Here is a 21376-nt window from a genome sequence, read left to right on the forward strand (position 1 = left end):
CTGACGTAGCTGGGGTGGCTGGGGGGAGAATCGGGATGTCGACGACGCGCACGGTTTCCGGGGGGTTCGGGGCTCTGCCGAGCGGTGAGGCGCTGCCCTGGTCGCGCAATGACGCGCTGGTCGCGGTCGGGGCGGCGGTGGTGGACCTGATCAGCTTCACGCTCGGCAGCCATGTCGAGCAGGGGTACGTCCCGATGGCCGGGTGCGTGCTGCTGGTGGTGTCCGCGCTGCCGCTGCTCGCCCGGCGCCGCGCCCCAGTGCTGACGCTCGCTGTCGTACTGCTGTTCGTCCTGGTGCTGTGCCTGGTCGTGCCGGTGACGCCGGGCTTCAACGCCACGGCCGTGGTCGCGCTGTACACGGTCGTACGGTTGCGGAGCGCGGCCGTGGCGGCCGTGGCCCTACTCGCGGCCGTGACGGTGCCGCTGGCGGGGGCGCTGTCGTGGCCGAGCCTGGTGGAGGTGCTGGGCAGCGGGTCGGCGGGGGTGCTCGTGGTGGTCGCCGGGGCCGTGGTGAACCACTGGCAACGGGACGCCGAGGCCAACCGTCAGCTGCTCGCCGACCGTGCGGTGGCCGACGAACGGCGGCGCATCGCACGGGAGTTGCACGACATCGTGGCGCACCACATCACGACCATGCAGCTGATGGCCGGGGGCGCCCGGGCCAACCTGGCTCGTGACCCGGAAGTGGCCAGGGACGCGCTGGTCACCCTGGAGGGGTCCGGGCGGATGGCGCTGCGCGAGATGCGACAGCTCCTTGACGTCCTGCGGGCAGGGGACGCGCCAGAGGAGACGGACGCACCGGCCGCGCCGCAGCCCGGGGTCGGGGACCTGGAGCGGATCGTCGCCGAGTCGTGCCGGGCCGGGTTGCCCACCGCACTCGACGTGGGGGGCGAGGAGCGTCCGCTGCCGCCGAGTGTGGGCCTGACCGTGTTCCGGATCGTGCAGGAGGCGCTGACGAACGCGCGCAAGTACGCCGGCGAGGCTCGGGCGTCCGTACGTCTGACGTACGAGCCGGACGGGCTGGCGGTGGAAGTGTCGGATGACGGCGCGGGTTTCGGGTCCGGTTCCGGGTCGGGGTCGGGGTCGGGGTCCGGTTACGGGCTGGTCGGGATGCGCGAGCGGGTCGTGCTGCACGGCGGGACGCTGCAGGTCGGTCCGGTGGACGGGGGCGGGTTCCGGGTGTCGGCCCGGCTGCCGCTGAAGGCCGACGCGGGGGCGCTTCGATGAGTGACGCGAAGGGCGACGCGAAGGGTGACGCAATGCGCGACGCGGAGGGGGACGCGACGGCCGGGCGGGCGATCAGGGTGCTGATCGCGGACGACCAGCCGCTGGTACGGCGCGGGCTCGCGCTGATCCTCGCGCCCGACCCGGCCTTCGATGTGGTCGGCGAGGCGGAGGACGGCGCGGAGGCGGTGGCCCTCGCGCACCAACTGCGGCCCGACGTCGTCGTGATGGACATCCGGATGCCGGTACTGGACGGGGTCGCCGCCACCGGGCAGCTCGCGCGGGAGCTGCCCGGGTGCCGGGTGCTGGCGCTGAGCACCTTCGACATGGACGAGTACGTGGTGGCCGCGCTGCGCGCGGGCGCCTGCGGCTTCCTGCCCAAGGACATCTCACCGGAGGAACTGGTCGCGGCGGTCCGGGTGGTGCACACCGGGGAGGCCGCGGTCGCGCCCCGGCTGCTGACCCGGCTGATCTCCGCGTACGTCAGGGCCCCGCACCGCCGGGAGACGCCCGTCGCGAACACCGGCGAGCTCACACCGCGTGAGCTGGAGGTGTGGCGGCTGATGGCCACGGGGCTCGACAACGGGGAGATCGCGGAGGCGATGGACATCAGTGTGTCGACCGTGAAGAACCACATCACCAGCGTCTTCGGGAAGCTCAGCGTCCGCGACCGGGCTCAGGCGGTGATCGCCGCGTACGAGTCGGGGCTGGTCGAGGTGGGCGGGCAGAGGTAGCGGTGCCTACGCCCAGCGGCGGCGCGTACGCCCGGCGGCGGGGACGCAGACGACATGAGCGACCGGGCGGCATGGGCGACCGGGCGACATGGGTGACCGGGCGGCATGGGCGACTGGGCGACATGGGCGACTGGGCGACATGGGTCAGGCCCGGAACGCCCCCGGCCGCTCTGGGGAGGCCGCGGCCAGGGCGTCGGTGACCTCCGCGACGCCTGCCCGCAGACCGTAGACGGGGGTGTCGGGCTGCTGGCGCCACGAGTCGTCGATGCCGCCCGCGTCGACCGAGTCGAAGCCGAGCTCGTCGATCAGGTCGCGAACCGTCTTCTTGGCGGCGGCATCGTCACCGGCCACGGGCAGGGCGATGCGCTCCGGGTCGCCCTGGGGGCGCGGCCTTTCCAGGATGTCCTGGGCGTAGGTGCCGTTGAACGCCTTGATGACCGGGTGGCCGATGTGCTGCTCGGTCCAGCGGCTCTCGGTCAGGCCGTCCTCGATGGCGGCGATCCTTCCGTCCCGCTCCTTCGGGTAGTAGTTGCCGGTGTCGATCACGACAAAGCCATCCGCGGCCTCGTCGAAGAGTCCGGAGGGCAGGTCGGGGACGTTCTTCAGCGGGATGGTCACCACGACGACCTCGGCGCCGCGCGCCGCATCGGCCACGGTGACGGCGGTGGCGCCGGTCTCATCGGCGAGCGCGGTCAGGGTGTGGGGGCCGCGCGAGTTGGCGACGGACACCTGGTGTCCCAGGGCGGTGAGGCGTCGGGTGAGGTTGCCGCCGATGTTGCCCGCGCCGATGATGCCGATCTTCATGGGGTGCCCTCCTGGTTCTGTGCGGCCGGGTGCCGCCTGCTGGCTGCAACCAACAGTCCGGCAGGGCTATTTCCCGAGGATGCGCCAACCGGGTGGCGCGCCGCGGTCTGTACGACCGCTCCGTGAGCGGATCAGCGCGGGGGCAGCAGACCGGCCAGGGTGACCGCGACCAGGCGGTGGACGGAGGCTTCGGAGGGCAGGTCGCCGGCCGCGGTGAGGGCGTGCAGGCAGTAGCGCGCGAGCTCTTCGGGGGCGACGTCGTCCCGTAGGCCTCCGGCAGCGGCGACCTCGGCCAGCAGGTCCCGGAACAGGTCGATGAGCTGCTGCTGTGCCTGGGCGACATGCTCGCCCCGGTGCAGGAGCGCCGAGAGTTCCTCGGTGCCGTGGCGCGCGCGGTGGTGGCAGATGAGGGCGTAGCGCTCAAGGACCGCTTCGAGCCTGGCTGCGGGGTCGCCTGGCTGGTCCCGGAGTTCGGTGAGGTGTGCGAGGTGGCGGGTGACGTGGCGTTCGTGATGGGCGGCCAGGATCGCTTCGACGTCCGGGAAGTACTTGTAGAGCGTCGCGCGTCCGATGCCGGCCCGCTCGGCGATCTGCGTCATCGTCACGGACATCAGCCCGTGTTCACGCACCAGCGCCCAGGTGGTTTCCAGGATCGCCTCGCGCACCGCGTGACGGTGCGCCTCGATGGTCTCGTCCCACAGTTTCGGCACCCCAGTAGTATACGTGACGTATGACACTGTGACACTTTGATTCCCTCCAGACAGAGTGTCTCGTAAACTGGTGGTGGTCGGTGTGACCCGTCGACCGCGTACCACCGCAGAGAGGAGGAACCTCATGACCGAGCCGCCGAAGGCGCCGCGCTGGGTGAAGGTGTCCGGACTCGTGGTCGGCACCCTGATCCTGCTGGTCCTGGTCCTGAAGCTCACCGGTCTGGGCGGCGATCACGGCCCCGGTAGGCACTCCGGTTCCGGCGGTACGCGGCAGATCGGCGTCACGGCGTTCCCGGCGCCCGCACCCGCGGCGCCCGCACCTGTACCCGCGCCCGGGGACGGCAACTGGTGATCATGCCCCCTCGCCTCCGCAAGACCGTGCTGACCACGCACATCGCCACCTCGGTCGGCTGGCTCGGCGCGCTCGTCGGCTATCTCGCGCTCGATGTCACCGCGGTGACCAGCCAGGACACAGCGACCGTGCGCGGCGCGTACGCGGCGATGGAGGTGCTGGTCCAGGTGGTCATCGTTCCGCTGGCCCTCGCCTCGGCGCTGGTCGGGATCGTCAACGCGCTGGGCACCCCTTGGGGCCTTTTCCGCTACTACTGGGTGCTGGTGAAGCTGCTGCTCACCGTCTTCGCCGCGACCATCCTGCTGATCGAGGCACAGACCGTGAGTCGCCTGGCGGACAGGGCGGTATCGGCCGCCGATCCCCGCGAGCTGCCCGGCACGCTGGCGCACTCCATAGGCGGTCTGCTGGTGCTGCTTCTCGTCGTCGCCCTGTCGGTGTTCAAGCCCCGGGGCATGACCCGGTACGGGTGGCGCCGCAAGACGCTGGCACAGTGAGCCACATGTCTGCTGAGCACACCGAGAACACCGACCACTCCACCCCCGGGCCGGACTTCTGGCAGGAGCGCCGCACCTGCTTCCTCACCACCCCGCGCCCTGACGGCACCCCGCACCTCGTGCCCGTCGGCGTCACCTACGACCCGACCACGCGTATCGCCCGCGTCATCAGCAGCGCGAGCAGCAAGAAGGTCCGCAACCTGCGTGCCGCTGCTCCCGGTACGGTCGTCGCCGTGAGCCAGGTCGAGGGGCGCCGATGGTCCACGCTGGAGGGCACCGCCGTCGTCAAGGACGACCCGGAGTCCGTGGCCGACGCCGAACAGCGCTACACCCAGCGGTACAAGCCCCCGCGCCCCAACCCGGAGCGGGTCGTCATCGAGATCACGGTCACCAGGGCGATGGGCACGGCGAAGCCGTCCGGTTGGTGAGGGCGGGCGGTGGTTCGCCGGGAAGTGATTGTTCGCCGACGGGTGATTGTTCGCCGGGGGTGATTGGCCGTGGCACCGTCGGCGCGACACAAGCTGTCGGTGATGTTCGCAGTTCTTGGGCCGTTGGAAGTACGCGATGCCGAGGGAAGGGCGCTCGACACCGGTGGGCCGCGGCAACGCGCCCTGCTCGGGCTGCTGTTGGCGAAGCCGGGGCGGGTGGTGAGCACCGAGCGGCTCCTGGACGGAATCTACGGCGAGGACCCTCCCACGGGTGCGCCCAGCGCTTCGAACGACTGGCTCTGGAAGGGCGGCAGGCGCTGGTGCCCGAGGTGGAGCAGCTGGTCGGCGAGCATCCACTGGGGGAGCGGCTGTGCGGGCAGTTGATGCGTGCCCTGCACGGCAGCGGGCGGCAGGCCGAGGCCCTGGCCGCGTACGCGCGGACGCGGACACTCCTCGCCGATGAGCTGGGGGTCGACCCTGCGGCCGATCTCGCGGAGATCCACCTGGCCCTGCTGCGGGCGGAGTCCTCACCCGCCGAGGCCGTGCCCCCGCGGCGTACCCACGCCGTTCACCAGCTTCGTGGGCCGGGGCAGCGAGTTGGAGCGGGTCGCCACGCCGCTCTCGCGTACGAGGCTGGCCACCCTCACCGGACCCGGAGGCGTGGGCAAGACCCGGCTCGCGGTCGAAGCGGCCGCCCGGCACGGCGGCGGCGTGTGCTTCGTGGAGCTGACGGGCGAGGCGCTTGTTCCGCTGCCGCCACGGCTTGGAGCTGGCCGCGGCCCGGTTGCGCGCCCTGTCGGCCGAGGAGGTGGCCGACCGGCTGGACGACCGGTTCCGGCTGCTCTCGCGCGGCGACCGTACGGCGGCCCCGCGCCACCGGCCGCTGCGCGCGGTGATCGACTGGAGCTGGGAGCTGCTCGACGAGGAGGAGCAGGCCCTGGCCCGGCGGCTGACGGTGTTCTCCGGTGGCGCGACGCTGGCGGCGGCCGAGGCGGTGTGCGTACTGTCCGGCACGGCGGAGCTCCTTGACTCGCTGGTGAGCAAGTCGCTGGTCGAATCCCGAGACGGGCGCGTGAAGATGTCCGGGACGGTCCGTGTGTACGGTGCGCGGCGGCTCGCGGACGCCGGCGGACAGGAGCGCTTCCGCCGCGCCCACGCCGAGTACTTCCTGGCCCTGGCCGAGGAGGCGGAACCGGATCCGCGCCGCGCCGCGCAGCGGCGGATCACCGAGCTCGGCAGCAGCCTCGGCCCGCTCTTCGCTCAGCTCGCCGAGTGGGCCACCGACCACCTCGGCAGCGTCGAGCGGGCCCGGCACGAGTACGACAACGTCGCCGCCCCGCCTGAGAGCCTGTTTCTGAACCCCGTCGTCCACGCGGGGCGCAGTCGGGGGGTCAGAAGCAGACCCTGAGGTCGGGTTCGGCGCGCTCAGTCCTTACAGGCGTGGCCTGGGGCGCAGCACCCCTTGCCCTGCCAGGCCGCGCGGCCTTCCTTGACCGCGATGGCGGCGATGACGAGGGCGGCGGCCGGGTCGGCCCAGGACCAGCCGAGGGCCAGGTTGGCCAGCAGGCCGAGCAGGAGGACCGCGGAGAGGTAGGTGCACAGCAGGGTCTGGCGGGAGTCCGCGACGGCGGAGGCGGAGCCGAGTTCGCGCCCGGCTCGGCGCTGGGCGGCGGACAGGAACGGCATGATCGCCAGCGAGAGGGCGGCGAGTACGACGCCCGGCACCGAGTGGTCGGCGGCTCCGGTGCCGGTCAGGGCGCGTACGGAGTCGACCGTGACGTAGAGCGCCAGGGCGTAGAAGGAGACGGCGACGATCCGCAGCGTGCGCTGCTCGCGGGCTTCGCGTACGGCGTGGTCACGGGCGGAGAACTGCCAGGCGACGGCCGCGGCCGAGAGGACCTCGACCAGGGAGTCGAGCCCGAAGCCGATCAGGGCTCGGGAGGAGGCCATGGCACCCGCGGTGAGGGCGACGACCGCCTCGATGACGTTGTAGGTGATGGTCGCGGCGACCAGCAGGCGTATGCGCCGGGCCAGCGCGTCACGGCGGGCCGGGCTGGGGCCGATGGACAGTGCAGCCATGTCAGCAGCAGTCCTTCTGGTCGGCGTCGGAGCAGTTGCGGTCCGCCTCGACGGCGACCACCGCGGTGCGCAGACTGTCCAGCGCGTGCCCGAAGCGCGCGTCGGCGAGTTCGTAGCGCGTACGTCGGCCGTCGGGCACGGTGACCACCAGGCCGCAGTCGCGCAGGCACGCCAGGTGGTTCGACAGCCGGGTGCGCGAGACTCCCAGGGCGTCGGCGAGGTCGGCGGGGTACGCCGGCGCCTCGCGCAGGGTGAGCAGGATGCGGCAGCGTATGGGGTCGGCGAGCGCGCGCCCGAACCGCGCCAGCACCTCGATGTCAGTGGCCAGAGTCAGCATGCTTCGAGAGTACACGGTATCCTGAATTCAGGAAATTGTGAATCCAGTGGTTCGTGTACTGGATCCATGCCCTACGAGCAGAGTCGAGCCAGGGAGGATCGGTGGACGAACAGCACTGGCGGCGCTTTCTCCGGCACTACCACGACACCCAGCCCGGCATCACGGAACGGCTCTTCCGGCTGGCCGACGCCTCACCGCACGCCTGGCTGGCCGAACCCCTGCGCGGTGTGCGGGGGCCGGTGCTGGATCTGGCCTGTGGTTCGGCGCCCACCCGTGCGCTGTTCCCGGACACGGAGTGGCTCGGCGTCGACTCCTCCGCGGGGGAGCTGGCCGAAGCGGCCCGGCGTGGCCGGGTGCCGCTGGTGCGGGCGTCCGCGGAGGCGCTGCCCGTGCGCTCCGGGTCCGTCGGGGCCGTCTGCGCGTCGATGTGCCTGCCGGTTCTCACCCCGCTGCCGCAGGTTCTCGGCGAGATCCAGCGGGTGCTTCGCCCCGGTGGGATGCTCGCGGCCCTGGTACCCGCCCAGTCAGGGCTCTCGCGGTCCGGCGTGTTCGGCTGGGTCCGGGTGATGGCCGCACTGCGGTCCGTACGTCAGCCCTGGCCCAACCCGGAAGCCCGCGACGGGGCGGCCGCGCTGCTGCGCGAGTCGGGGTTCGTGGTGCGCGGCGACGAGCGGCGCGTCTTCACGCTCGCCCTGGAGTCGCCCGAGGCCGCGGCCCTCCTGGTGGACGCCCTCTATCTGCCCGGCCTCACCCCGCACCGCGCACAGGCCGCGCGACGGGCGCTCGCGGACTGGGCACGCCCCGGCCGGCGCGTCGAACTGCCGCTGCGCCGGGTCGTGGCCGTACGCCCGCCGCCAAACCCGTGACGACCGGACTCGTCACGGGGGAATGGTCCCTCGGCACAACGGGTTCCCGTCGCGCGAGGCGCGGCGTTGGCCCGCCACCCGGCGCCCACAGAAGGCCCGCGCACGCGCCCAGAGAAGGCCCCCGCAAAGGAGACAGATGACCGTCGACGTGTCTGCCTCGTCCGTCAACGAGGCGGTCAGGGACTACTACAGCAGGGTGCTGTCCTCGTCCAAGGATCTGCAGACCTCGGCCTGCTGTAGCGCCGAGGCGCCGCCCCCGCACATCGCCGCCGCGCTCGCGCGGGTGCACGACGAGGTCAAGGACCGTTTCTACGGCTGCGGTTCGCCGATTCCGGCCGCGCTGGAGGGCAGCACCGTCTTGGACCTGGGCTGCGGCAGCGGACGCGACGCGTATGTGCTCGCGCAGCTCGTCGGGCCCACCGGGCGGGTGATCGGGGTCGACATGACCGAGGAGCAGCTGGCCGTGGCACGCCGCCACCAGGGCTGGCACGCACGGCGGTTCGGCTACGCCAACACGGACTTCCGGCACGGCTACATCGAGGACCTGGCCACGGCCGGCGTCCCGGACGCGTCCGTTGACCTGGTGGTCTCCAACTGCGTGGTGAACCTGTCCCCCGACAAGCCGCGCGTCTTCGCGGAGATCTTCCGGGTACTGAAGCCCGGTGGCGAGCTGTACTTCTCCGACGTCTTCGCCGACCGCCGTATCCCCGCCGCGCTCCTTGACGACCCGGTGCTGGTCGGCGAGTGCCTGGCCGGGGCCCTCTACACGGAGGACTTCCGCCGCCTGATGGCCGACTCCGGCTGCGCGGACGCCCGTACGGTCGCCACCGCGTCCATCGCCCTGGGCAGCCCGGACATCGAGCGCAAGATCGGCTTCGCCGCGTTCACGTCCCGTACGGTCCGCGCCTTCAAGTTGGAACTGGAGGACCGCTGCGAGGACTTCGGGCAGGTCGCCGTCTACCGGGGCACACTCGCCGAGCACCCGCACGCCTTCGACCTGGACGATCACCACCGCTTCCACACCCGCAGGCCGATGCTGGTGTGCGGCAACACCGCCGACATGCTGAGCGCCACGCGTTACGCCGCGCACTTCACCGTCACCGGTGACCAGTCCACCCACTTCGGCCCGTTCCCGTGCGCGCCGGTCGGTACGGCCGCGTCCGTGGACGACTCGGGTGCCGCCTGCTGCTGACGCCGCTGGGGGATGGTGTTCCACCATTCGGCTGACCGGGCCCGCTGCCCCGGATGCGGCAGACGGCCGCATGGCGTGTTCTCACCTCTATGACATTGTTTCGCAGACAGCTCTACGGAATAACCGCCATCGCCGTCGGGACCGCGTGCGTCCTGACGGCGCCCCCGGGTGCCGTAGCCGAATCCGCCAGCAGCTGGACCAGCCCGATCACCGTCCGCGCCAAGATCTCCGCGCCGTACGGGGGCCGCAGCGGCGGGTACGCCGGTCGCCACACCGGTGTCGACTTCGCCGTACGCACCGGGACGCCCGTTCGCGCCGTCGGACCCGGCAGGGTGGTGCTCGCCGCCCGGTCCGGGAACTACGGCAAGGCCGTGACCATCCGCATGACGGACGGCCGCTACACCCTCTACACCCATCTGTCGCGCATCTCCGTCCGGGTCGGCCAGCGGGTACGGGCCAAGACCCGCGTCGGGCGCAGCGGGGCCACCGGTCGGGTGACCGGCCCTCATCTGCACTTCGAGGTGCGCGCCCGGCGGGGCTACGGCTCGGACATCAACCCCTTGTCCTACCTGGCCCGGCACGGCGTGCGTGTGTCGACGCGCGCGATGCCCCTGGACCCGGCGTCCGTGGCGGGTTCCTGAAGACCCCGACTTGGGACCGACTCCCGCGCGCCCACGCCCCGTGTTCCGCATCGGGCGGACCTGATCCAGACTTACCGGGTACGGCAATGTCTGGGTGGCAGGAGTGGAAGCAGTGGGTGCACGTACCGTGTCCGGAGCCGAGTCCCAGGTCCCGTTGAGCAGGGAGCGGGTGCTCCGCGCCGCCGTCGGCGTGGCCGACGCGGGTGGGATCGAGTCACTCACCATGCGCCATCTCGCGGAGGCACTCGGCGTCGAGGCGATGTCGCTGTACCACCACGTGGCCAACAAGGAAGCGATCCTGGACGGGGTCGTCGACGTCATCATGAGCGAGATCGACACGGCCGTGAAAGCCACCGCCGCGCCGTCGGCCGATGAGGACTGGAAGACGGCGCTGCGACAGCGGATCCTCGCGGCGCGCGGGGTCCTGCTGCGCCACCCCTGGGCGCCTGGCGTCTTCGAGACGCGCACCACCACCAGCCTCGCGGTGGTGCGCTACTACGACGCCGTGGTCGGGGTGTTCCGGCGCGGCGGCTTCGGCTACGACCTGACCCATCACGCGCTGCACGCCCTGGGGAGCCGGGCCTTGGGCTTCAACCAGGAGCTCTTCGAGCCGGACAACAAGGAGAGCGGCGACAAGGCGGCCGCTGAGATGCTGGAGCAGATGGCGGACCAGCTCCCCTACCTGGTGGAGATGGTGGCAGAGGTCTCCCACAGCGACCCGGAATCGACGCTGGGGTGGTGCGACGACCAGGCCGAGTTCGAGTTCGGGCTCGATCTGATCCTGGACGGTCTGGAGCGGCTCCACGAGCGCAGCCTTACGAGGTAAGGGTTGACGCCTTACAGCGTAAGACCTAGCTTGCACCCTAAGCCTTACAACGTAAGACTTCTCGGTGGGGCATGGAGGTGCGATGAAGGCGATCGTCCAGTACCAGTACGGGGCGCCGGAGCAGGTGCTCAAGCTCGACGAGGTGGACCGGCCCGCGGTCGGTGACAACGACGTACTGGTTCAGGTGCGGGCCACCAGCGTGAACACCCCGGACTGGATCACGGTGGCCGGAGTCCCGTATGTCCTGCGCCTGAAGTCCGGGCTGCGGAAACCGTCGAACCCGGTGCGGGGCACGGATGTCGCCGGGATCGTGGCGGCCGTCGGCGGGAAGGTGACCGAACTCGGGCCCGGCGACGAGGTGTTCGGGTCGCTGTGGGACGGCACGCTCACCACCAGCGGCACCTTCGCCGAGTTCGCGGTCGCTCCGGCGTCCCAGCTCGTCAGGAAGCCCGTCGGCCTATCCTTCGAAGAGGCCGCGGCATCCGTCATGTCGGGGCTCAGCGCGCTGATCGCCCTCCGCGACGTGGGCGGGGTCGGGCCGGGGACGCGGGTGCTGATCAACGGCGCGTCAGGAGGCGTCGGGACACTTGCCGTGCAGATCGCCAAGGCACTCGGCGCGGATGACGTCACGGGCGTATGCGGCACCCGGAACCTCGAACTGGTCCGGTCACTCGGCGCGGACCACGTCATCGACTACACGCGGGAGAACTTCACCCGCGGCAAACAGCGATACGACGTCATCCTCGACAACGTCATGAACCACTCCCCCACCCCGACGGCCCGTGTCCTGACCCCGACCGGGATCCTCATCCCCAACAGCGTGGGGAACACCGGGGGTTTCTTCGCGGGCCTGCCGAGGACGGCGCGGGCGGCCCTGCTGGGGCGCGGCTCGACCGACGTACGGTTCGCCACCTGTGTGGTGAACCGCGAGAACCTGGACGCCCTCGCCGCACTCCTCGCGTCCGGCGACGTCAAGGTGGCCCTCGACTCGGTCCACACGCTCAGCGAGGCCGGGACCGCGGTCGCCCGCATGCTGGGGCACCACGCCCGGGGACAGGTCGTCGTCACGGTGTGAGGCCCAGCCCGCTCGACACGTATCCGCGCAATCACGTATCCGCGCAATGAGGGGAAACGCTCGATGAAGGCCATCGTCCAGGACGCATACGGTTCAGCGGATGCCCTGGAGCTCAGGGAGATCGACCAGCCGGTGGTCGGAGAGTACGAGGTGCTGGTACGGGTGCACGCGGCTTCCGTCCATCCGGATGTCTGGCATGTGGTGCGCGGTCTGCCGTATGTCCTGCGCCTCATGGGGGCGGGGTTGCGCAGGCCGAAGAACCCGGTTCCGGGCACGGACGTGGCGGGACGCGTCGAGGCGGTGGGCAAGCGGGTGACGCGGTTCGCGCCGGGTGACGAGGTGTTCGGTGAGAGCGTCACGGGCTACTCCTGGGCCAACGGCGGCGCCTTCGCCGAGTACGCCGCCGTCGCGCAGGACAGCTTGGCGCCGAAGCCCGGGAACGTCACCTTCGAGCAGGCCGCCGCGGTCCCCAGCTCCGGGTTCATCGTCCTGCAGAACCTCCGTGCCGCAGGCCAGGTGAAGGCGGGGCAGCGGGTGTTGGTGAACGGCGCGGGCGGCGGTGTGGGCACCCTCGCGGTGCAGCTCGCCAAGGCGTATGGCGCGGAGGTGACGGGCGTGGACAGCACGACGAAGCTGGACGCCATCCGCTCGCTCGGCACCGACCATGTCATCGACTACACCCAGGAGGACTTCACCCGAGGCGGCGAGCGCTACGACCTCGTCTTCGACGTTCCGGGGAACCACTCGTTCTCGGCCTGCCGGCGTGCCCTCACCCCGCAGGGCACGTATCTGCTGATCGGGCACGATCACTTCGGAGAACGGGGCCACCGCCTGCTGGGCAGCCTGCCTCGCTTCCTGAGGCTGGCCGTGCTCTCGCCGTTCGTGCGTCAGCTGCCGAGACCGAGCCTCTCGATCCTGACCAAGAAGGAGGCCATGTCCGTCCTCAGCGGCTTCCTCGAATCCGGAGAACTCACGCCCCTCGTCGATCGGACGTTCCCGCTCAGCGAGGTCCCCGAGGCCATCCGGTATCTGGGAGAGGGCCAGGCGTGCGGCAAGGTCGTCGTCACCATGTGAGCGTCCGGCGTCAGAAACAGGCTCTCAGCAGTGCGCGGTGAGCGCGGCCCCCAGGGTCTTGCACAGCTGCTCCTGGTGGGAGTGGAAGAAGAAGTGGTCTCCGGGTACGACATGGAGCGTGAACGGCTCGGTGGTGTGCCGGGCCCACCCGGCCACGTCCGCGACCGCGAACAGCGGGTCGTCCGCACCGGCGAAGGCCGCGACGGGGCAGCCGAGCGGCGGCCCCGAGCGGTGCCCGTAGGTGTCAGCGATCCGAAGATCGGCCCTGATGACCGGGAGCGCCATCGCCATGAAGGCGTCGTTGTCGAGGAGTTCGCGCGGGGTACCGCCCAACTTCCCCACGACCGCGCGGAACTCCGCGTCGGGCAGGGACGCCCGTGACGTCGCGGGCGGCGCGGCGGCCGGGGAGCGGAACGCGGCCACCGTCAGGGAGACCGGGGGCCGCCCGACGGCCTCAAGGCGGAGCGCCGCCTCGTACGCCGCCACCGACCCGAAGCTGTAGCCGAACAGCGCGAACGGCAGGTCGCTCCGTTGCTGCGCGTCCTGTACGGCGGCCACCACATCGTCGACCAGGGGTTCGAGCCGCTCGTACGGGGGCTCGCCGAACCGGCTGCCGCGGCCGGGCAGTTCCAAAGGCCACACCTCTACGGTGTCGGGCAGTGCCTGCTGCCACTGCTGGTACAGCCGTGCGGAACCGCCCGCGTAGGGCAGGCAGAAGAGCCGGATGCGATGCTCGCTCATGATCGGCCTCCGGGAGTACGGCGGTGACCGGTCCGTCCGCGGCCCCGTCCTCGGGGCGTTGCCGTCCCGGCTTCCGTGGCATCGTCTTGTGCGGGGAGCCCGGTGACGTGGTCGGCCAGGCGCCGGACCGTCGGCTGGTCGAACATCACGGTGAGCGGGAAGTCACGGCCGAGCGCGGTCTGCAGGGTGCGGTGCAGCCTGACCATGGTCACCGAGTCCACGCCGAGATCGAAGAGATGGTCGTCGACGGTGATGCCGTCCAGGCTCAGCTCGGTGCGGAGCACGGCCAGGATGCTCGCCTCCGTCGCGGTCCCGGCGCCGCCGTCCGTGTCGCCGGACCCCGCTTGGGTCGCCTCTTCGGCCAGGGTCCGCAGCGCCTCGCGGTCCAGCTTGCCGCGGGCCGTCAGCGGCAGCCGGTCCACCTCGGTGAACGTGGCCGGGACGAGATAGCCGGGCAGTACGGCGCCGAGCCGCTGCCGGAGCAACTCCCCGAGTGAGTCCGGGGCCGTGGCCGTAGCGGCCGTCGTGGTCGCCCTCGCGGTCGCCGTCGTAGTCGCCGTCGTGGCGCCGCCTCGGTCGGTGTCGTCCAGAGAGCCGCCAAGCAGGCCGTGCAGCAGCTCGCTGTCCTCGCCCAGGGCCAGCGCACGGCGCAGTTCGTCCGACACCCGGATGACGCCCACCTGGCAGAGGCCGATGCCGCTGGCGGGCCCCGCGTCGTCCAGGAGCTGGGTCATCAGGCCCGTCTCCAGCAGGCAGAAGTCGCGCGCCCGCGTCCCGTACATCGGCTCGACGGCTCCGCGCCGCGCGACGAAGAAGACGGAGAACGCCGCGCCCTCGAACATCGCCTGGTTGTCGGGGACATGGAGCGCGGTGTCCAGGTGCGCGTCCGCAAGCACCGTCACCAACTGGTGATGGCGCGGGTCGTAGTAGTAGGTGCCGCCCTCAAGGCCGTCGACCCGTCCAGGGGCGATGTGCAGGTAGGTCTGTACGGGGTACAGGCCACCGGCCGAGCCGTAGCGGCGGGGCGACGCGTCACCGTCCGCGCCCGGGGCTGCGCTCGGGGCTGCGCTCGCGTCCGCGCGCAGTGGCTCCAGCAGGCGGGCGAGCGCGGTCAGCGGTACCGGCGCCGCGCCGTAGGTCCGGCGGCTCGCTCTCCTCGGCACCTCAGGTGTCGCCGCGGCGGCCGGGAGTTGGCGGGTGGCGCCTTCTAGATCCGTACGCAGGCCCAAACGGCGCGAGGTGAAGGCGAGCCGCTCCATCGGGTCCGTCAGTACGTCTCCGAATGCCTCCCGGTAACCACGGTCATCGTCCACGGCCGCCTCATCAAGAGTCCCGGCGTCAGGAGTCCCCGCGTCGGAGGTCGCCCCCTCGGGGGTCGCTCCCGTCTGCGGTACGACGACCGCGGCCAGGCGGCGGCCCTCACGGGCACCGCCGATGACCGTGACCGCGGCCGCGCGGACCTCGTCCTGCCGTAGCAACGCCGCCTCGATCTCGCCGAGTTCGATGCGGTGCCCGCGGATCTTCACCTGGAAGTCCTCGCGGCCGATGATCTCGATCTCGCCGTCCGGCAGCCACCGGCCGAGGTCGCCGGTCCGGTACAGCCGTCGCCCGCTGCGCGGGTGCGTGACGAAGGACTCGGCGGTGCGCTCGGGGTCCCGCCAGTAGCCGTCGGCCAGTGAGCCGCCGCCGACGCAGATCTCGCCGGTGACGCCCACGGGGCAGGGTTCCAGGCGGTCGTTGAGTACGTCCATGGTCTGGTTGCGCAGGGCCGTGCCGTACGGGATCGAGGGCCGGGCCGCGTCGGCGTCGGTGACCTCGTGGGCCACCGACCAGATCCCTGCCTCGGTGGCCCCGCCCGCGGCGGTGATCCGGGCGCCGGGGGCGGCGGCGCGGATCCGGCCCGGCAGGTCGACGGGTATCCAGTCGCCGGACAGCCAGACCTCCCGGAGACCGGCCAGGGCAGTGTCGTCCGCCGCGTCGCCCAGGTACTCGATGAGCATCTGCAGCAGGGCGGGCACCGAGTTCCACAGGGTGACGCGGTGCTCGGCCATGAGCTCCAGCCAGCGGGCCGGGTCCGCGGTGGCGGCGGGTTCCGGGAGCACCAGGGCGCCGCCGCTGCCGAGTACGGCGAAGACGTCGGCGACGGACAGGTCGAAGCCGAGGGCGGAGAGGCCGAGGACGCGGTCGTCGGGGGTCAGCGCGCAGCGATCGGCGAAGTCGGCGAGGGTGTTGAGGGCCGCCCGGTGCGAGACGGCGACGCCCTTCGGGGTGCCGGTGGACCCGGAGGTGTAGAGCACGTAGGCGAGGTCGGTGGGCTGTTGTACGGGGGTGAGCGGGCCGGTGTCGCCGTCGGTCGCGGTCAGGTCGACCGGGAGCGCGGTGACGTCGGTGGGCCAGTCGCGCGCCGGGGTGTCCCCGGCCGGGGTGAGGACCAGGGCGGCGCCGGAGTGCTGGAGCATCCAGTCCTGCCGGGCCTGCGGCAGGCCCGGGTCGAGCGGCAGATAGGCGGCGCCGGACAGGTGGACGGCGAGGACCGCGGCGATCTGCTCGACGCTCTTGTCCAGGGCTACGGCGACGAGTTGGTTCGGCCCCGCCCCGAGGGCGCGCAGCCGCCGGGCGAGTCGGCAGGCGTGCCCGTACAGGTCTCCGTAGCCGATGCTGCCGGTCGGGGTGACAACGGCCGTACGGCCCGGGTGTGCCGCGGCCTGTGCGGTGAACGCGGTGCACAGCAGCCCGTCGGGGAGTTCACCCGCGGTGTCGTTGGCCTGGTCGATGAGTTGCCGCTGCGCCTCGGGGAGTACCTGGACGCCGTCCGGTCCCCAGGCTGCCTCGTCGCGCGCGAGGGTGTGCAGCAGGCGGCTGTAGGCGCCGAACATCTCGTCCAGGACGTCGGGCTGGAACGCCGCCTCGACGGCGTCCCACTTGAAGGTGAGGGCGCCGCGGTCCTCGTAGACCTGGTGGTCGAGCCGTACCTGCGGGGTCTGAGAGACCGCGTACACCGTCTCGCCCAGCCAGTTCGCGCCCACGTCGCCCTGGGTGAACTCCTGGTCGCGGCCCTGCTCGCGGGCGCTGGCGAAGACGGTGGCCGAGTAGGCCGCGGCGGGCAGGCCGCGTTCGCGGGCGATCTCCCGGACGACCTCGACGCCGCTGAAGAAGCGGTGGTCCAGGTCCTGCCACAGCCGGCGCTGGATCCGCTCGGCCAGGGCGGTGAGGCCGCCGCCGGGGCGCAGGTCGACCTCCAGGAGGGTCACCGAGGTGAAGTCGCCGATGATCTGGTCGATGTCCGGGTGCAGGGGATGCCGGTTGAAGAGGGGGACGTTGAGGGTGAAGTGACCGGTGCGGCTCCAGGTGCCGAGTACGGTCGCGTACGCGGCGAGCTGGACGGCCGACGGGGTGAGTCCCCGGGCCGCCGCCCACTTCTTGACCCGCGCCCAGTCGGGGGCGTCCAGGCGGTCCTGGCGGCGCCTGCGCAGTCCGGCCGTGCCGGGGGCAGGGGCTGCCGCGGATGACGGCAGGTGCGGGTTCGGGGGCAGCGTGTCGATTCGGTCGAGCCAGTACGCCCGTGACGTCTCGTAGGCGCTGGTCTCGGTCAGCTGCCGGGCCGCGAGCACGTAGTCGCGGAACGAGACCTGGAGCGCGGGCAGTTCGGCGTCCGGGGCGGCGTAGAGGTCGCCGAGTTCCAGGAAGAACAGCCGGATGCTGGCCACATCGGCGACCAGCAGGTCGATGCCGATGTGGACACGGGCACTTGGTCCTCCCGGCCCGGCGTCGTCGAGCCAGGTGATGCGGAGGTCGAACATCGGCCAGGTGTCCAGCGGGAGCACCTGGTGGCTGAGCTGGTCGCGGAGGTCGTTGAGGTGGGTGTCGCGGCGGGCCCGGTCGGCGCCGCGGAGGTCGTACTCGGGGATCGGGATCTCGCCGACATCGGGCAGGATGCGCTGGGTGCCGTCGCCTGCGACCACGGCCCGGAGCATCTCGTGCCGCCGCACCAGCGCGTTCAGCGCCCGCCGCAGCCGCAGCGGGTCCAACTCGGCGCAGTCGTACTCGGTGTAGAGGTGCACCGAGGTGTCACCGAGCTCGTACGCGGAGCTCCGGCCGACGAGATAGGCGTGTTGGATCTCGGTCAGCGGGAAGGGCTCGTGGCGGCGGGCCGGGTCGGCGGTCAGCGCGGGCCAGGCGACGTCCTCGTACGCGGCCCCCGATCCGTCGCCGTCCCGGTCACCGTCTCGGTCGCCGTCGAGCCCGGACAGCAGCAGCGCCGCCACGTCGGTGACACCACCGCGCAGGAATCCGGCCATCGGCAGGGCGACCCGGAAGTCGCGGGCCAGTCCGTGCCGGAGTTCGACCGTACGCAGCGACTCCAGGCCCAGGCCGATCAACGGACGGTCGGCGGGCACGGCGCTGGCGGCCACACCCAGCAGTGCGGCGATCCGCCGGGTCACCTCCGCGGTCAGGACCTGGCCGCGCAGCTCGGCGGGCAGCGCCAGGACCATGTCCCGTAGCGGGGTGGCCGCTTGGGGCGTGGCGGCGGCCGGGCGTTCCGACGGGGGCGGGGTGCCGGCGGACGTGGTGCGCAGCGTGGTGAGCGTGCCGTCGAGCCACGCCTGCCGACAGGCCGTACGGCGGATCTTGCCGCTCCCGGTCATCGGCAGGTCGGCGGGCCGGACGAACACCACGGCGTACGGCTCCACTTCCTGCTCCGCGGCGACGGCGGCGCGCACCTCGGCGCCCAGCGCGGCGAGGTCGAGGTCGTCGGAGTGCTCGACGGACTGGACCAGCACCAGCCGCTCGCCGCCCGGCGCGTCGACGGAGAACGCGGCGGCCGGGGCTGCCGCCAGCGCCGGATGGGCGCGTCGGGCGGCGGCCTCCACGTCCTGGGGGTGGATGTTGCGCCCCCGGATGATGATCAGTTCCTTGAGGCGGCCGCACACGACGATCTCCTCGCCGTGGCGGAAGGCGAGGTCGCCAGAGCGCAGGAAGGGACCCTGCCCGTCGGCCAGGCGTCCGGCGAAGGCCTCATCGGTCTGGTCGGGGCGCCGCCAGTAGCCCTGGTTGACCACGGCGGAGCTGATCCAGATCTCGCCGACCTCGCCGGGGCCGCACTCCGTACGGGACGCCGGGTCGACGATGAGCATCCGCACCCGCGGATGCGGCACACCGCAGCCGACCAACTCGACGACGCGGGCCGGTGTGTCGGGGGCGGTGGCGTCGGACTCGGTGACCTTGCCCCGCTCCAGGTCGGCCGCGTCGACGGTGAGGGACAGCGGGTCCGGGCCGCGGCGACCGCTGATGCCGAGGGTGACCTCGGTGAGTCCGTACCCGGGAAACCAGGCCTCGCGGCGGAAGCCGTGCGGCGCGAAGGTGCGGGTGAACGCCTCGATGGTCTGGTGCTGGACGCGTTCGGCGGCGTTGAACGCGCTGTGCCAGCCGCTGAGGTCGAGCCGGGCCCGCTGCTCGGGGGTGACGCGCTCCACGCAGCGGTCGTAGGCGAAGTTGGGCCCGCAGCTGAACACCGGGCCCGGGGCGTCGGATATCGCTTTCAGCCAGCGGAACGGCTCGGCGACGAAGTCGTCGGGTGTCAGGAGGGTGCAGCGGCCGCCGATGAACTGCGACAGCAGGACCGTCCCGGCGATGCCCAGCGCGTGGTAGACCGGCATCCAGGTGACCACGTCGGCGCCGTCGGGGAGTTCGGCCAGATCGCGGAAGACACGGAGCTGCTCCAGCAGGGCCTCGTACGAGACCATGACGCCCTTGGGGGCTCCGGTCGATCCGGACGTGTACTGCATCAGGGCGAGGTCGCCGCCGTCGACCGTGGGCGGGACCCACAGGTCCGCGGCCTCGCTGTCACGCGCGCCAACGCCGCCGATGTCTCCGCTGCCGCCGATACCGTCGATCTCGATCCAGGCCGCCGCCGGGGCGCCTCCGTCCGCCCACGCGCTGTGCAGCTCCGCCGCGCCCTCCCGGTGCGTGATCACCGCGGCGACCTCGGCGTCCCCGCCGATCTGCACAAACCGATCCGCGATCTGGGCACGTGATCCGGCCACGGGCGGCGCGCAGGCGACCGCGCAGGCCCCCGCGTACAGGCACCCGAACAGTCCCGCGACGAAGTCCGTGCCGGGCCGCATCAGCAGCAGGACCCGTCCGCCGCCCGCGCCCCGCGCCTGCAGTTCCGCCGCCACCGCCCGTGCTCTGGTGTCGAGTTGACTCCGGGTCAGCCGGATGGCGGGCCGCTCGTCGCCGGTGCGCTCGTCAAACGACAGGAAGGTGAAGGCCGTTTCCTCCGGCTCGTGTTCCGCCCGCTGCCGCAGGATGTCGAGCAGGCTCTCGGAGGCAAGCGGGGCGTCGGAGGGGAGCGGGGCGCCGTGCGGAGCGTGCGGGGTCATGTCCTGTCATCCCATCTCGAGCGGCCGGAAATCACACCTCGGTCCAGCAGCTCCCACCGCTCCCGATGCCCGCCCTGACACGACGTCACCAGCGCCTTTCCCCAAGGGCAAAGGAGACCGGCCCGTATCATACGGACCTTGTTTCGTGGCCCGAACACCAGTCTCACCACCCGACAGAAGAGGACCACCGCCGTGCCCACCGAGCCCACGACGCCCTCCGAGCCGGGGTCCTTCGTCACCCCCGAGCAGATCATCGACGACCTGTGGGCCCCGCGCGCCACCCAAGTCCTGTTGACCGCCGTCGAGTTGGACCTGTTCTCGCACCTCGCGGCCGGGGCCCGTACCGCCGAGCAGACCGCCGCCGCGGCCGGTACGGCACCGCGCGGCACCCGGCACGTCCTGGACGCGCTCACCGCGCTCGGCTATCTGGAGAAGCGGGACGGCGGATACGAGCTCACCCTCGCGTCCCGCCGCTACCTGGTCCGGGACTCCCCCGGCTACCTCGGCGACATGTGCCATGAGACGCGTGCCCTGTGGCAGCAGTGGCCCCACCTGACCGAGGTCGTACGCACCGGAGAGCCGACGGCGCGCTGGGAGGAGGAGGCCACCGGGCGTGAGCAGTTCCCCGCGCTGGTCTCCGCCTGGTTCCCGCTCAGCTTCGCCGCGGCACGCGCCGCGGTCGCCGCCCTGCCCGAGGACACCCGCGCCGGTATCCACCGCATCCTCGACGTGGCGGCGGGCAGCGGTGCCTGGTCGATCGCCTTCGCCCTCGACCTGCCGCAGGCCCGGGTGACCACCATCGACCATCCCGAAGTCACGGACGTCACCCGCTCCTTCACCGAGCGATACGGCGTCGCCGAGCGCTATCGGCACATCGGCGGAAACATTCGCACGACCGAATTCGGCACCGGATACGACCTGGTCACGCTCGGCTACATCGTGCACACCGAAGGACCCCACTGGGGGCCCGAACTCATCAGGAAGGCGTACGCGGCGCTCCGCCCAGGCGGCACCCTCCTCATCGCCGACATGATCCCCGACAACTCCCGCACCGGACCGCACATCCCGCTCACCTTCGCCGCCACCGACCTGCTGCTTTTCACCCAGGACGGCGACACCTACACCCAGCGCGAATACGAGGCCTGGCTCACCGAGGCCGGCTTCCACACCGTCACCACGCACGACATCCTCGCCCCGTCCCCGCTGATCACCGCCACCAGATAGAAGATTCTTCAGACGGCAAAGGGCCTGGCCAGAGCGGCTGTTGTCGCTGCGTACAGCGTTGTATACAACCTGTGGAGGCATACGAGCCCCCAGTCTGGATAGCGATGCGCACAGACCTCGCGGCTCCCGAGGCCCGGGGCCACGCCGCCCCGGGCTGCCGCGGCAAGGGCACGATCCGTCACGACTGAAGGGT

19 protein-coding genes and 1 pseudogene are annotated in these 21376 nt (G+C 71.8%); 14 read left to right on the forward strand and 6 right to left on the reverse strand.

Annotation, left to right across the window (positions count from 1 at the left end; translation table 11 throughout):
• Positions 1-35: 35 nt before the first annotated feature.
• Positions 36-1226: a sensor histidine kinase gene (locus U9R90_RS19725; protein WP_411057965.1), complete on the forward strand. Its 1191-nt coding sequence runs from the start codon at positions 36-38 to the stop codon at positions 1224-1226.
• Between the two features lie 32 nt (positions 1227-1258).
• Positions 1259-1957, forward strand: a complete 699-nt coding sequence (locus tag U9R90_RS19730) for a response regulator (protein ID WP_411059745.1) — start codon at positions 1259-1261, stop codon at positions 1955-1957.
• 144 nt (positions 1958-2101) lie between these two features.
• Here the strand turns inward: U9R90_RS19730 and U9R90_RS19735 are convergent, their stop codons facing one another.
• Together U9R90_RS19735 and U9R90_RS19740 are read right to left on the reverse strand one after the other, a co-directional pair.
• Complete coding sequence (locus U9R90_RS19735; protein WP_411057966.1) at positions 2102-2761, reverse strand: NADPH-dependent F420 reductase; 660 nt, start codon at positions 2759-2761, stop codon at positions 2102-2104.
• A 131-nt stretch (positions 2762-2892) separates the two neighbouring features.
• Positions 2893-3471: a TetR/AcrR family transcriptional regulator gene (locus tag U9R90_RS19740; protein ID WP_411057967.1), complete on the reverse strand. Its 579-nt coding sequence runs from the start codon at positions 3469-3471 to the stop codon at positions 2893-2895.
• A 124-nt stretch (positions 3472-3595) separates the two neighbouring features.
• Here U9R90_RS19740 and U9R90_RS19745 point away from each other — a divergent pair, with 124 nt between their 5' ends.
• The 5 genes and pseudogenes from U9R90_RS19745 (at position 3596) to U9R90_RS19765 (ending at position 6153) form a co-directional block, all read left to right on the forward strand.
• Positions 3596-3823 (forward strand): hypothetical protein, encoded by a 228-nt coding sequence (locus tag U9R90_RS19745; RefSeq protein ID WP_411057968.1) that lies wholly within the window; start codon positions 3596-3598, stop codon positions 3821-3823.
• Positions 3824-3825: 2 nt separating this feature from the next.
• Positions 3826-4317, forward strand: coding sequence for a hypothetical protein (locus U9R90_RS19750; RefSeq protein WP_411057969.1), 492 nt, complete (start codon positions 3826-3828; stop codon positions 4315-4317).
• Positions 4318-4322: 5 nt separating this feature from the next.
• Positions 4323-4745 (forward strand): PPOX class F420-dependent oxidoreductase, encoded by a 423-nt coding sequence (locus U9R90_RS19755; protein ID WP_411057970.1) that lies wholly within the window; start codon positions 4323-4325, stop codon positions 4743-4745.
• Positions 4746-4804: 59 nt separating this feature from the next.
• A pseudogene (locus U9R90_RS19760) lies at positions 4805-5200 on the forward strand (BTAD domain-containing putative transcriptional regulator); the annotation flags it as partial.
• A 287-nt stretch (positions 5201-5487) separates the two neighbouring features.
• Positions 5488-6153: a hypothetical protein gene (locus U9R90_RS19765; RefSeq protein ID WP_411059842.1), complete on the forward strand. Its 666-nt coding sequence runs from the start codon at positions 5488-5490 to the stop codon at positions 6151-6153.
• Positions 6154-6170: 17 nt separating this feature from the next.
• On the opposite strand, the gene U9R90_RS19770 is transcribed toward U9R90_RS19765, so the two are convergent.
• Entirely contained in the window at positions 6171-6824 is a 654-nt protein-coding gene (locus U9R90_RS19770; RefSeq protein ID WP_411057971.1) for a cation transporter, read from the reverse strand.
• A 1-nt stretch (position 6825) separates the two neighbouring features.
• The gene (locus U9R90_RS19775) at positions 6826-7161 is read right to left on the reverse strand and encodes an ArsR/SmtB family transcription factor (protein ID WP_411057972.1); all 336 of its coding nucleotides are present in this window, start codon (positions 7159-7161) and stop codon (positions 6826-6828) included.
• Positions 7162-7262: 101 nt separating this feature from the next.
• Here U9R90_RS19775 and U9R90_RS19780 point away from each other — a divergent pair, with 101 nt between their 5' ends.
• From U9R90_RS19780 to U9R90_RS19805, 6 genes are all read left to right on the forward strand, one after another.
• On the forward strand, positions 7263-8027 hold the full coding sequence (locus U9R90_RS19780) for a class I SAM-dependent methyltransferase (RefSeq protein WP_411057973.1): 765 nt from the start codon (positions 7263-7265) through the stop codon (positions 8025-8027).
• A gap of 136 nt (positions 8028-8163) precedes the next feature.
• Positions 8164-9219, forward strand: coding sequence for a methyltransferase domain-containing protein (locus tag U9R90_RS19785; RefSeq protein WP_411057974.1), 1056 nt, complete (start codon positions 8164-8166; stop codon positions 9217-9219).
• Positions 9220-9308: 89 nt separating this feature from the next.
• Positions 9309-9860 carry a M23 family metallopeptidase gene (locus U9R90_RS19790; protein WP_411057975.1) on the forward strand — a complete coding sequence of 184 codons (552 nt, stop codon included), beginning with the start codon at positions 9309-9311 and terminating at the stop codon, positions 9858-9860.
• Positions 9861-9972: 112 nt separating this feature from the next.
• On the forward strand, positions 9973-10686 hold the full coding sequence (locus U9R90_RS19795; RefSeq protein ID WP_411057976.1) for a TetR/AcrR family transcriptional regulator C-terminal domain-containing protein: 714 nt from the start codon (positions 9973-9975) through the stop codon (positions 10684-10686).
• Positions 10687-10768: 82 nt separating this feature from the next.
• On the forward strand, positions 10769-11761 hold the full coding sequence (locus tag U9R90_RS19800; RefSeq protein ID WP_411057977.1) for an NAD(P)-dependent alcohol dehydrogenase: 993 nt from the start codon (positions 10769-10771) through the stop codon (positions 11759-11761).
• A 63-nt stretch (positions 11762-11824) separates the two neighbouring features.
• Positions 11825-12835, forward strand: a complete 1011-nt coding sequence (locus U9R90_RS19805) for an NAD(P)-dependent alcohol dehydrogenase (RefSeq protein ID WP_411057978.1) — start codon at positions 11825-11827, stop codon at positions 12833-12835.
• A 24-nt stretch (positions 12836-12859) separates the two neighbouring features.
• Here the strand turns inward: U9R90_RS19805 and U9R90_RS19810 are convergent, their stop codons facing one another.
• Together U9R90_RS19810 and U9R90_RS19815 are read right to left on the reverse strand one after the other, a co-directional pair.
• Positions 12860-13576 (reverse strand): thioesterase II family protein, encoded by a 717-nt coding sequence (locus tag U9R90_RS19810; RefSeq protein ID WP_411057979.1) that lies wholly within the window; start codon positions 13574-13576, stop codon positions 12860-12862.
• Complete coding sequence (locus tag U9R90_RS19815) at positions 13573-19959, reverse strand: amino acid adenylation domain-containing protein (RefSeq protein ID WP_411057980.1); 6387 nt, start codon at positions 19957-19959, stop codon at positions 13573-13575. The genes U9R90_RS19810 and U9R90_RS19815 overlap by 4 nt, the downstream gene beginning before the upstream one ends.
• A gap of 192 nt (positions 19960-20151) precedes the next feature.
• Between U9R90_RS19815 and U9R90_RS19820 the strand changes: the two genes are divergently transcribed.
• Positions 20152-21183, forward strand: a complete 1032-nt coding sequence (locus tag U9R90_RS19820; RefSeq protein ID WP_411057981.1) for a methyltransferase — start codon at positions 20152-20154, stop codon at positions 21181-21183.
• Positions 21184-21376 lie beyond the last annotated feature (193 nt).

The sequence above is a fragment of the Streptomyces sp. E11-3 genome, assembly GCF_046540415.1.
Taxonomy (GTDB): domain Bacteria; phylum Actinomycetota; class Actinomycetes; order Streptomycetales; family Streptomycetaceae; genus Streptomyces.

What these genes read in the sequence shown, in the direction of transcription:
- U9R90_RS19725 (WP_411057965.1), top strand. Translation starts at nt 36, where the DNA reads ATGTCGACGACGCGCACGGTTTCCGGGGGGTTCGGGGCTCTGCCGAGC.
- U9R90_RS19775 (WP_411057972.1), bottom strand. Translation starts at nt 7,161, where the DNA reads ATGCTGACTCTGGCCACTGACATCGAGGTGCTGGCGCGGTTCGGGCGC.
- U9R90_RS19745 (WP_411057968.1), top strand. Translation starts at nt 3,596, where the DNA reads ATGACCGAGCCGCCGAAGGCGCCGCGCTGGGTGAAGGTGTCCGGACTC.
- U9R90_RS19815 (WP_411057980.1), bottom strand. Translation starts at nt 19,959, where the DNA reads ATGACCCCGCACGCTCCGCACGGCGCCCCGCTCCCCTCCGACGCCCCG.
- U9R90_RS19750 (WP_411057969.1), top strand. Translation starts at nt 3,826, where the DNA reads ATGCCCCCTCGCCTCCGCAAGACCGTGCTGACCACGCACATCGCCACC.
- U9R90_RS19755 (WP_411057970.1), top strand. Translation starts at nt 4,323, where the DNA reads ATGTCTGCTGAGCACACCGAGAACACCGACCACTCCACCCCCGGGCCG.
- U9R90_RS19810 (WP_411057979.1), bottom strand. Translation starts at nt 13,576, where the DNA reads ATGAGCGAGCATCGCATCCGGCTCTTCTGCCTGCCCTACGCGGGCGGT.
- U9R90_RS19735 (WP_411057966.1), bottom strand. Translation starts at nt 2,761, where the DNA reads ATGAAGATCGGCATCATCGGCGCGGGCAACATCGGCGGCAACCTCACC.
- U9R90_RS19730 (WP_411059745.1), top strand. Translation starts at nt 1,259, where the DNA reads ATGCGCGACGCGGAGGGGGACGCGACGGCCGGGCGGGCGATCAGGGTG.
- U9R90_RS19805 (WP_411057978.1), top strand. Translation starts at nt 11,825, where the DNA reads ATGAAGGCCATCGTCCAGGACGCATACGGTTCAGCGGATGCCCTGGAG.
- U9R90_RS19800 (WP_411057977.1), top strand. Translation starts at nt 10,769, where the DNA reads ATGAAGGCGATCGTCCAGTACCAGTACGGGGCGCCGGAGCAGGTGCTC.
- U9R90_RS19785 (WP_411057974.1), top strand. Translation starts at nt 8,164, where the DNA reads ATGACCGTCGACGTGTCTGCCTCGTCCGTCAACGAGGCGGTCAGGGAC.
- U9R90_RS19770 (WP_411057971.1), bottom strand. Translation starts at nt 6,824, where the DNA reads ATGGCTGCACTGTCCATCGGCCCCAGCCCGGCCCGCCGTGACGCGCTG.
- U9R90_RS19790 (WP_411057975.1), top strand. Translation starts at nt 9,309, where the DNA reads ATGACATTGTTTCGCAGACAGCTCTACGGAATAACCGCCATCGCCGTC.